Source organism: candidate division WOR-3 bacterium, from assembly GCA_039803925.1.
In the GTDB taxonomy this organism is placed as follows: domain Bacteria; phylum Hydrothermota; class Hydrothermia; order Hydrothermales; family JAJRUZ01; genus JBCNVI01.
Genome location: JBDRZL010000021.1, coordinates 20,673 through 32,036, shown reverse-complemented (window position 1 = coordinate 32,036; position 11,364 = coordinate 20,673). Strand labels below are relative to the sequence as shown.

Genomic DNA, 11,364 nt, shown 5'->3' with positions numbered 1-11,364 from the left:
ATTATCATAAGAAAAAGTAAATGTATCAATAGGAATCTGAACATTAAGAAAAATACTTGACCAGGTCGCACCATCATCATAAGAAACTTTTACTGTATCAGGACTTACAAGTGCTGCAAGTGTTCCACCTAAATAATCCATATTCCAAACTTGACCAGGATAGTTAGGAAATACCACTGCAGGAGGATCTGGATCAATAAACCCTAACCTCCACCACCAGTGAGTAAAATAGTTATTATCAGCACCTATCATCCAGTTTACATAATTGGCAAGGTCATTTGAACCAGTTGCAAAACTCTGAAAACCAACAAAGGTAGTCGTTGCATAATAATACTTTATAATATTCCCCTGACTGAGGTCACCATCTGATGGAACAGTTGCTATTGAAGCACCATAACCAGGAGATACATTTGCATAAGAGCATATGAATGTATCACAGTTACCCATCCATGGACCAACCTGTGGATACCTTCCTCCACCATCATCATTGTAAGGCCATACTCTGCTCCATGTCATTCCACCATCCTTTGTAAATGTAAGAGCTAACCAACCTGAACCTGGATAGTTTAGATTATCTGATAACCTTCTGTAAGTGAAGAAAACACAGGATTGGTCTGGTGATGTATTTATTGGTTTTTCAGCAGTATAAAGGGTTGAATACTCGTTTGGCATAGTATCAACAAACTCTATTGTTAAGGTGGTATATGCAGGAGGAGATGCAAGATAATAGTCAAGAGAACTCACCACATCTTTCTCAATAACAAAATGTGTCTTCACAGTAGGAGTTATATAGCCCGCAAGGAGGAATGTAGTTATTAGCATTCCTCCTATTATTTTTTTATAATTACTCATTTAAAAACCTCCTTTTTTTATGGGATTTGAACCCATTTTATTTTTTAATTTTAATCAATCATTCATTAACTCTTCAATTTTTAAAAGAATTTTTAAACGGGAAAGAGGGTCAAAGGGATCCTGAGGATAATCATTCCAGCCAGAAAGTTTCAAAACATCAACTGCATTTCCGAATAGACCTTCCTTGAAATAAGCATAAGCAGCAGAACCAATAATATTTGTAAATTTTATAAAAGGATAATGTGGGAAGTAAAAAGCTCTACTTCTTTTTGCCAAAGAATAGAGGTATTCAGCAGCAAGTGAATTTTTGTCCTGAGCAAGATATATAAATCCTATACCTGCCCAAGCCCATAAAAATTTATCATCTGTTCCCATCTGGGGCACATAATAGCTGTAATCTATAAAAGTTACTGTATCAGGAGCACTGCCTTTAAAGTAAACAAGGGTATCATCAAAATAAAAGGGAATTTTAACATTTGCAGGTGCTTCAATCACACTTGATACCCAAACAATATTTCTCTTTTTTGTTTTTATAGCCCAAGTCGCTCCATATGGAAGAGAGGGACCCTGAACTATTGTTGCAACCTCCTTAAATCTTTTTTCAACTAAAGAAATTCCGTCAAGAGCAAGAATTAGAGAAAAATAAGAAAGTGCTGAACTAAGATCATAATTTTCTCTTTCCATAAGCGTGTAGCCTTTGCCAAGAAGAGCCTCTCTATCTTGAAGGTTTAATGTTATAAGAGAATCAAACCAGAATTCAGCACTTGCAAAATCTCCCTTATCATAATAGAACCACGCTTTTTTAAGAAGTTCATCTCTTGAGGGTTCAGGTGAAAATTGAGTTTCTACCTTTTTACAGGCTGTAAGAAATATCATAGAAACCAAAGTTAAAGATAAAAAAGTTTTCATTCTCATTTTAACCCTCCTTATTTAGAATCTAAAACGATAACTTTCTTTTTAATTTTTGAAAATCCATCAATATCAGCTACTATGAAATAAGTGCCCTGAGAAGGAATATTAAGAGTAAATTCATAAATTCCAGGCTCTTTTTCACCTTTAAGTAATTCAGAAATCTTTCTTCCTGATGAATTATAAAGGGATAATTCAACATTCTTTTTAAAAGGAATATAAAAGGAAATTTTTGCCTCTTCTTTTTTAATAATAGGTGGGGCTTTTATCAATGGAGTATTTAAACCTCCTCCACCGCTTCTTACCTGGAATACTCCAAAAGTGTTTGTCTCAAAAAGGAATTTCCCCTCGTTCCTATCAACAATTCCCTCAACAGGAATCCAACCAATCCCACTTTCATATCTATAAAAGGTAACTCCCTCATTTTTCAATGAAGGATCAATAATCTCCACTCTAAAGTTAGAGGAAATTCTTTTTCCATTCTGCCCAATTGTTATAATATCTGAATAACCTTCTGCTGAACCAGGAACAATGTAATCAAAAGCAATTTTATCATTTCTTGAAAAAGTAAGCATGAAGGAATTATTTATATTGGATGGAATATTAACTTTAATAGAACCATCAGAAGAAGCAAAAGTCCCTCCACCAGTTACATAAAAAACAGGAACAGAAATAACAACTTGTGCTCCATTACCTGTTGTATCTTCTACATAAGCATTAAAGTTATAGATAGTGCTTTTCCTCTTAAGTTCCTTTGATGTAGTAAATAGAGCAATTGGAGCAGAACCTGCAAGGTTTGTAAGATTTTCATCAACATCAATAACCCTTCCACCTTCTGAAATTGTTAGTTCCACACCTTCCTCATTAACATCCTTATAAACCTTTCTTCTACTCCAGAGATATACATCAACAAAGTTATCAACAGCAGGGTTCTGGAAAACCATCAAAATGGGGTACGGAACTTCTAAATCTCTTCCCCTTGCAGTGCTGAAAACCTTTTCAAGATCAGTATTTACAACCACAATTTGCTGTTTTAAGGATACTGTATTATCATTCAAAAGAACAGAATATGTATGTCTCAAGGTATTCTCAGGGAAAAGTTTAGTAACCTCTATTGTATTATCAACTTTATAATTTATATTCCAGACCTCAATAGGTGAAATCCAGTTACCCTGAGCATCAAAATAGGAAGCATCATCGGGAAAACTTAATCTAAGAATATGTGTGCTTGCATCAGGATTATGATTATAAATTACATAGGAAAAAGGCTCTTGTTCAATAAATGCATATCTCAACTCTGTTGTAGATTCCTCTTTTGGGAAAGATACAAATAAGGTATAATCCTTTTTTGCATTAGCAATTGCCCATTGAGAAATGTAAGGTTTAAATCTTTCTAAAGATGTTGAAGTGTCTCTAAAGAGTGTGTCAATTTTTGATATTCCATACTTTTCCTTTATATATTCTAAAAGAGTAAATATTCTTGCAGTGCTAAATTCATTAGCCTCAGGCTCTCCTTCCCCATGATACTTTGAAATATTATTCATATCTACATTGGTTCCAGTAGAATCATAATATTCAGTAAAATCAAAAATACCAGGAATTCCAGTTATAGGAGCTCCATCCACCTCATATTTGTAATTACCTATTAATAGAGTAGCAAAACCTTTTCTTACAAGCTTATTTTCCTTTGGTTTCAAATTAAAGAGTCCCCTGTTGACAAACTGATAATCAAATACAAATTTCTTTTCAAGATCTGTAAGAGATAGAAAACCACCAACTTTTCCAAGTAGTTCGAAACCAACTTTTACATATATGGCATCTTTTAACTCTTGAGGATTGTCCTGCCATCTATCATGCAAAGTAAAGAGTGATACAGGGAGTATATCAGAAGGCTTATAAGGAGGACTACCATTTGGATCAGGTGGAGTTACTAAGTATGGGTTAATAACAAAATGAAAAGTATCCTCAGGATAAGAAGCACCAAAATAATTTAAAAACATAGATTTGATTTTTTCTAAATCTATATAGAGAGTATCATTAAATAAAGGCTTGAATGCAGAAAGGAAAGCATTTACAATCTCATCAGCAACATTTACCCCTATCATAGTTGAAGTTTCAGGTTTTTGTGGGTCATACTGTTCCTCAATTCCAGGATTGAAATTCCATCCGTAATTACCTCCTCCAAAATCTTTAAGATAAAAAAGTCCTGCCTCACAAGCATACCATATTCTACCAAAATTATCAGATTCAACATCAAAACCATTCAAAGCACCATAATTAAGAAATGCATCAAGACCCGATGTAAAATGATTTCCAAGGTCATCATAAACTCCATCATTCCTTATAACAGCAAAGAAAGTTCCAAGACCTGGATAGGAACCTGAAGTTTTTTCAGTAAGTGCAATAACATCTTTGCCAGAAAAAGCATTTATTGAAACCCAGGTTAATCCATTATCATCAGAATAATAAGCCCCTGAACTTGTCCCTATATATATTCTATTATTTGTTAATCCTGTCCCTTTAATTGAATTAATAGTTAAATTATTTATCTGGGTCCAGTTTGTTCCATCCCATCTAAATAAACCTGAAGGGGTAGCAGCAAGAATAAAGGAACTTGTTGCATAAAGAATATTCACTCTCTCACTTAGATCACCAACTTTATTCCAAGTCTGATAATTGTCATTAATTTTAGCAAAATAGACACCATCACTTCTTCCAACGTAAATAATAGTATCAATCTTTCCAGGCACAAGAGAAATTGATAAGGCATTATGATTCGTGTCTATTACTGAAACAGTATTTGTTGTTGAATTATATAGTAAAATATCTCCCAAAGAGTCCACACAAAAAACATTTTGAGGGATATAAACTGAACCACTCTTTTTATATGATACGTCAAAATCAATTATTTTACCAGGAATAATCTTTGAAAAGGCAAGAAGATTTGTATTATCAAGAGAAGCTGTTCTATAAATACCTATTCCAGAAGCTATTAACCATCCATATTTCCTTTGAGGTAAATTACCGGATATTTTATTAATTTTAAATCTTTTTACTAAAATTTTCTCATAAGGAGTCCATACAACAAAGTTAAGATCTTTTAAAGTTCCTCCTTCTTCATATTGAACTCTGTCAATCACCCTTGCAATTACATCCTGAGGATAAAAAGCAAGTGTTATACCCCATCTTAAGAAGATTTGTGATTTTTTTTGACCTATTGTATAAGAATGTAAAGGCAAAAAAAGTATCAATGATAACAAAAATAACTTCTTCATTTTTTAACCTCCTTTATAAACTGAAGTTAATAGAAAATCTATTAACATCAGGCAAAATTCCCATATCATTAAAGGAATAATTAATCTTTATAGTTCCTAACTTTGTTGGCGCATTTAACCCAAAGCCAAGAGAAAAACCTCCCTCCTTAAACTTTTCCTCTATTACCCTCTGCCCTATAAGATAATAGTATCCTGTTGAAATATAAATTGTATTAAAATCAAATTTAATTCCTGTATGAAAACTCTCATTATAATCAGTGGGGTGAAGAAGTTCAATAGCACCCGTAACTTTTAAGAATTTTGAAGTATAGGGTTCAAAGGCAAGCCCCAGTTTAAAGGTTGTTGGAAGAGGATAACTCATAAATTCCCTTTCATTCTCCTTCATCTGTCCGCCTTCATAAATATACTGAATATATTTACCATCGGGCTTAAGCTCAGGACCAAGATTCAAAAATGCCATTCCAAGTTTTATTGTATAAAGTCCAGTATTAAAAAGAGTTCCAGCATCAAAAGCAACTCCCTGAGTTGAAGAATAGGGTCCGTAATTTTCTCTAACCATCTTAATAGATACACCCGCTGTAAATCTATCGGTAAAATATCTTGAATAATTCAATCCAATTTGATAGGCATTATAACTGAATGTGTTTCCTGTAGGTCCATCTGTTGTCCACTCCTCCATCTTTCCAGTAAAGAAACCGGAAATAAATAGACCGAAATTACCATAAAATCCTTGACTTTTAACAATAGATAAATAAGGAACCTTTGTATCTTCAAACCACATAGTATAACCAGTATAAATTTCATAACCTTTTACATCAGCAGTTCCAGATGGGTTCCAAAAAACACTTGAAGCACCACTTGAAACAGCAGTGTATGCACCACCCATTGACATTGCTTCAGGCAAAAGAGGAATAGAAAGAAAATCAGCACCCACATTTCCCACCTTTTGCTGTGCAAAAAGCAAAAGTGGGAATAAAATAAGGAAAGTTAAAAACCTTCTCATTAAAATTACCTCCTTTTAATCAAGTATTACAAACTTTCCAACCTTTGAATTACCTTCAGGAGTTTCAACTTTATAGTAATATAATCCTGAAGAAACCTTAACTCCATTTTCATTTAAAAGGTCCCAGGATTCTGTTCCTGTTAAATTCTTATGGTCAAGCATCTTTACAAGTTTTCCACTGGCTGTAAATATATAAATCTTACAAATAGGAGGAAGGTTCTGAAATTCAATTTTACTGTATAACTCAGTTGCAGACCATTTTGCTGAACCAAGGAAAGGATTAGGAACAACTTTTACCTGTGAAAGATCTCCTTTTTCAGCAGGTTCCGTAGTAATGTAAAGAGGAACCGCACTTCCATCAGGATTTTTCTTGTAATTAACCATTGGAGATTCAAGAGAATCTTCATCCATTGCTGTAACAACATAAAAGTATGGGAATCCTACTTGTGCTGTTGTATCAAGAAAACTATGGGAAATTCCTCCCAGTTCGTCCCTTTTAACTTCAGCCATCAAAGAAAAATTCCTGGGTTCGAAAATACTCCTGTATACTCTGTAAAGTAGAAAGTCAGGTCTCTGCTTTAAGGGATCAACATAAGCCTCTGCTGAATTATCCCATACAAGAAGAACTCCTTTTTTTGTTAGTTGATATTTTAAAAGAGGAGCAGGAGGCGGTATCGGGATCTTCCAGTGATTATCTTTCGCAGGATCAAACTTTGGAGCAGTTGGATGAGCAGGATCCCCAGGATTACCAGCATAATATGCCCTGTATGCCCACTCAAGTGTTTGTCTTGCTCCCCTTATCCACCCCCTTCCCCAGTAATTATCAATTCCACCATCTAAACCCTGACCAACACCGGCAATCCATACAAATTTCAGAGTATCTCCACTTCTAAGAGTATATGGACCAACTGTATTTAAAAACCTATAATCAAACTCTGAAGCGTTTAAATCATATGGATGGGGGGCATATCTATATCCCTGTGTTGCAGGATGTTTTCCTTTCATATATCTGTATCTATCAAGGTCAGTTCCAGGGTCAGATTCCCAGTTCCACCATTGATGGGAAAAAGGTCTCACTATCCTACATGTATCTCCATTATCAATCCATATAGAATCAGAAACAGAAGGAGGAGCATAAATGAAAGCTCCAAAACAATATCCAGCAGACTTTCCTCCCTCTCCTTCATCGTTTCCAGGAACAGCAGGATCATCTCCATCATAAATATAACTCATACCATAGGGAATAAGATAACCTAAAACAGTATCATAAGTATTATTCGGTTTTCTAACAGGTATCTTTGACACACAGGTTGTTCCTATATGTTCCATCTCATCATCACCCCATATGAAGTAATTGTCATCTATACCATCTGAGAAAGTTAAGAATGAATCTCTTACTCCATAGAAGCTTACCTTATCAGAATATGGTGGAAATTTAAAATTATTACTCCACTCATTATTTGTCCAACCTGTGAAATGAACAAGATCATCAATATGCGGGTTACTTGCATCAGCACCGGAAACATCACAATCATACCACATCCCTACAAAAAAGGAATCTAACTGATTTCCTATACCAGGAATATCTGAAGAATCTTTATTAAATGTTATATAAAGTTCATAGGCTATAAAATCATTATATGGTTCATTAGGCCAAGTAAGAACTCTCCATAAAACCTTTACACCAAGACGCCTACCAGGGGAATTCCTTGAATTTGACTTACAATCATTAAAACACACAACAATATCAACAACTGACTTTCCAGGACCAACATACTCCTTAAAATTTTCACAAGGACTCCATTCATTAGCTGTATAATCAGCCTGAGTTACATAATACTCACTGCCAACTTTTGCCCCAACAAGAAAATAGGAAAGCCATAAGTAATAATTGTTTACAGCAGCACCACCAGGCCAGGATAACCCCCATAAACCACCAGCACCCTCCCCACCCATAAATCCATAATTACTCATCCAGTTCCAGGCTTCAGGTATTGTCTGGTTAAATATCGCTCGAGGACCCTTTAAAACATGAACTCCGCCTGACTTAGGGGCAATTTTATTGGAGGAAAAAACACTCCCAACCATCAAAAGGGAAACAAAAATTAATCTCTTCATAATTAAATTCCTCCTTTTTAGAATCCGCCTATTTCAAAGAAAAATCCAATTCTTGTCTGTCTTCTCGGCTCCCATACACTCAAATCCTTTACCTCACCCTCAGGGTCTTTAAACTGGTCATACCAGTTTTCATCATAAATGCCTCCAAGATTTTTTGTATTAAAGACATTATAAATATCCATAAAAACCTGTAAATTACCTCTCCATAGAGGGAAATTCTTAAATAACCTAAGGTCTGCATTCTTTGTTGAAGGTAATCTTCTTGAATTAATAAGTTCAATTGCATCTCTCTCAGACCTTATAGGAGGTGTCCATGGGAATCCAGAACCATAAGCAAACTGAAGCGTAGCTCCCCAGTCAGATAAACCAAGAAATCTCTTATTCTGAGGAACAATCCATGAGAAAATAGCATTTACAGAATGGGTCTGGTCCCAGTTAAGAGGAGATTCCTTTGGAGGAAGAGGATAACCAAGCCACTGCCAGTAATAACCAAGATAAGGAGAAGAAAAGGAACCTTTTGCTACTTGGAAGGTATAGTTTATATTCAAAGATAAATAGGGAATAAATACACCTCCTGGCCTTTTTAATATCTCAACACCAATTCCTCTTGAAGATCCATAATCCTCATTATAAAATGTAGTTACATTTGTTAATGGATCAACTTTATAAAATTTTGTCCTTGCCCAGTTCTGAATATCTTTATAGAATGCTGTTATATCAATTATAAAATCTGTTGTAAAACCATGCTTAACTCCTAACTCATAAGAAACAGTCTTTTCTGGTTTTAATCTTGGATTTCCAATTATTGGAAATGCACCTGTCACAATATAATTGAAATTTGTTTGGTTATAAGGCGGTATCTGATAATAATGTCCATAGGTAAAATGCAGAACATCTCTCTCAGTAATCGGATGAGAAACACCAACTCTCGGGGATATTATCCAGTAAGGTTTTGTATTTTCTGCCTCTGAGAAATATCTCACTCCATAAACAGGATCTGTTATAAATGCTTCCTGTGGTTTTGATTCAAGAATCGGTGAATAGTATCCATCATTATCTATTAGATCAAACCTCACACCAACCCTTGCCCACATTCCTTCCATTTCAATTTTATCTCTGAGATAAAAGGCTACCTGATAGGGTTTAACTTTATGGGAATTCAGAAAATCAACAAAATTATAAGTTGTATCAAAGGGTCTTTTTGAAAGTGGCGGATTAACCATCTGGAGATAAATATTTCCACCTGAAGCAAAATCCACATCATAAACCATCAAATTAATCTTTTTATATTCAGCACCAACTAAAAGTTCATGACCTGGAGCAGTTTTTGTTTTCTTTGTAAGCTGAGCTGTCATCTTCCAGGAAAAGGTAAGATGAGAATTTCTTAAATAACCCCACTGGTCCCTCTCAAAATTGTGAGGATATGGTAAATAAAGATTACCAACAGAAAGAATTGTATCCAAAATCTGTGAGCCTAAAGGAAGAGAATCTATTCTTTCATTCTCAAAAAAGAGCCAATCCGGTTTAATTGGATAAGGATAAATCACACCCTGCATATCTACAAAAGTATCAATTTTACCGTTTGGCAACTTAACTACAATAACATCAAAATCCTGAACAAAACTCTGCCCCCATCCATATCTGTTTAAAGGGGCTCCTGGATCAGTTGGCCACCATTCAGGATGTGCAGCACTCTGACCAGGATAAAAACCATAAACAAAATCTTCCCACCAGTAGAAAGGAAGCTCGACATAACCCTCTTTTTCATTCACATTAAAATATTTCCTATCAACCTTGGTCATTTTAGCAACCGAATCTATTCCATACCAGTAATTGTTATCTATAATCCACTTACCCTTAATTGAATCATAATAAACTCTCTTAAAATAATCAATGTCTATTTCAGGAAATCCATCAAGATCCCTATCATCAAAATCATCAACACCATCTTTATCTATATCCTCAAAAATATTCCTCTTTAAATCCCTTCCAAAATAACCAAAATTTATCTCATTCATATACTTCTGAGCTACAAGCCAGTTAATACCACCTGAAAAACTCCTCATTCTCCTTAAAAATTCATACCTCAAATCAGGCATAAATCTAAACTGAGGATCATACTCTCCAAATCTTTCATATCTGTAAAAACCTGTTAAATATAAAAGGAGATACTGAGTCAGTCTTGTATCAAACCTGAAAGATAAACCCCAGTTTTTCACTCTCTTATTCTCTTCTGAATATACAGGGAACCTTCCTTTATGGGTCTGATAATCACCACTTATAAGAAAGTTAGCAGCTTTTCTATTTAAAAAGGGCATAGGACCTGATAATGAAAATTCATTTAAGATTTCATCTCTTCTGTGCCTTTTACCTGTAGTAGCTTTTAAGTCTCTGTTATATCCAAGTAAAAAGTCCCTTATGTAATCTCCCCTTTCTGCATTTAAAAATCCATTAATTTGATCACCCAGGAAACTTAAATTTGTTGTGGAAAATCTGTAAGCAAAATCATATTTCTCCCCACCTCCCTTTGTAACCAAATTAATAGTTCCTCCTGCTGCTGCACCCTGATCCACATCAAAACCACCCGTTGAAACACCAGCTTCCTCCATAGCAAGAAGGGGAATTCCAGGAGCAGTAAAAGCAGTAAAGGGGTCTCTAACCTCAACTCCATTCACAACATAAACAACCTCCTCAGGTCTTGAACCCCTTATATGGAGCCCTCCCCTTTCCACAACACCAACTGAAATTTCAACAACACTCTGAATATTCATAACAGGAATCTGGGCTACTTCTTCACCCTTCATTATCTTTCTTGATTCAGGAATGTCTGGTCTTATGAGTTTTTCCTTAGCCTCAACGACAATTGGCTCCACCTCAACAGTTGTAGGCTTTAAACCAATATTTACCTCTATTGTTCTATCAGCTTCAACAACTACACCTTTAACAAGACCTGGCTGATAACCAGCATATGTTACCTCTATATTGTATGTTCCAGGAGGAACATTTAAAATAACATAATAACCTTGATCATCAGTATAAGCACCTAATTGCGTTCCTACTAACCTAACAACTGCAAAAGGGAGACCCTCACCGGTCGTGGCATCTGTTACACGACCGGAAATTTTACCGGTTGTTCCTGCCCATAGGATAGTTAAAAATACACCTATGAGCAGGAAAATACTTTTTAGCTTTAGATCCATAAATTTA

The 11,364-nt window shown here is 35.1% G+C and carries 6 protein-coding genes; all 6 read right to left on the bottom strand.

All coding sequences use genetic code 11. The features are described from left to right. Positions 1 to 852 (bottom strand): hypothetical protein (locus ABIN17_08205; protein ID MEO0285032.1); only part of this gene is annotated, 852 nt, incomplete at its 3' end. A gap of 54 nt (positions 853 to 906) precedes the next feature. Continuing rightward, the gene (locus ABIN17_08200) at positions 907 to 1,761 is read right to left on the bottom strand and encodes a hypothetical protein (GenBank protein MEO0285031.1); all 855 of its coding nucleotides are present in this window, start codon (positions 1,759 to 1,761) and stop codon (positions 907 to 909) included. Positions 1,762 to 1,778: 17 nt separating this feature from the next. After that, positions 1,779 to 5,036 (bottom strand): hypothetical protein, encoded by a 3,258-nt coding sequence (locus ABIN17_08195; GenBank protein ID MEO0285030.1) that lies wholly within the window; start codon positions 5,034 to 5,036, stop codon positions 1,779 to 1,781. A 13-nt stretch (positions 5,037 to 5,049) separates the two neighbouring features. Next, complete coding sequence (locus ABIN17_08190; GenBank protein MEO0285029.1) at positions 5,050 to 6,039, bottom strand: PorV/PorQ family protein; 990 nt, start codon at positions 6,037 to 6,039, stop codon at positions 5,050 to 5,052. Positions 6,040 to 6,054: 15 nt separating this feature from the next. Continuing rightward, entirely contained in the window at positions 6,055 to 8,157 is a 2,103-nt protein-coding gene (locus tag ABIN17_08185; protein MEO0285028.1) for a T9SS type A sorting domain-containing protein, read from the bottom strand. A 17-nt stretch (positions 8,158 to 8,174) separates the two neighbouring features. Next, positions 8,175 to 11,357 (bottom strand): TonB-dependent receptor, encoded by a 3,183-nt coding sequence (locus tag ABIN17_08180; GenBank protein ID MEO0285027.1) that lies wholly within the window; start codon positions 11,355 to 11,357, stop codon positions 8,175 to 8,177. Between the last annotated feature and the right edge of the window lie 7 nt (positions 11,358 to 11,364).

Coding starts and splice junctions, on each gene's coding strand:
- ABIN17_08180 (MEO0285027.1), bottom strand. CDS start 11,357: ATGGATCTAAAGCTAAAAAGTATTTTCCTGCTCATAGGTGTATTTTTA.
- ABIN17_08195 (MEO0285030.1), bottom strand. CDS start 5,036: ATGAAGAAGTTATTTTTGTTATCATTGATACTTTTTTTGCCTTTACAT.
- ABIN17_08190 (MEO0285029.1), bottom strand. CDS start 6,039: ATGAGAAGGTTTTTAACTTTCCTTATTTTATTCCCACTTTTGCTTTTT.
- ABIN17_08185 (MEO0285028.1), bottom strand. CDS start 8,157: ATGAAGAGATTAATTTTTGTTTCCCTTTTGATGGTTGGGAGTGTTTTT.
- ABIN17_08200 (MEO0285031.1), bottom strand. CDS start 1,761: ATGAAAACTTTTTTATCTTTAACTTTGGTTTCTATGATATTTCTTACA.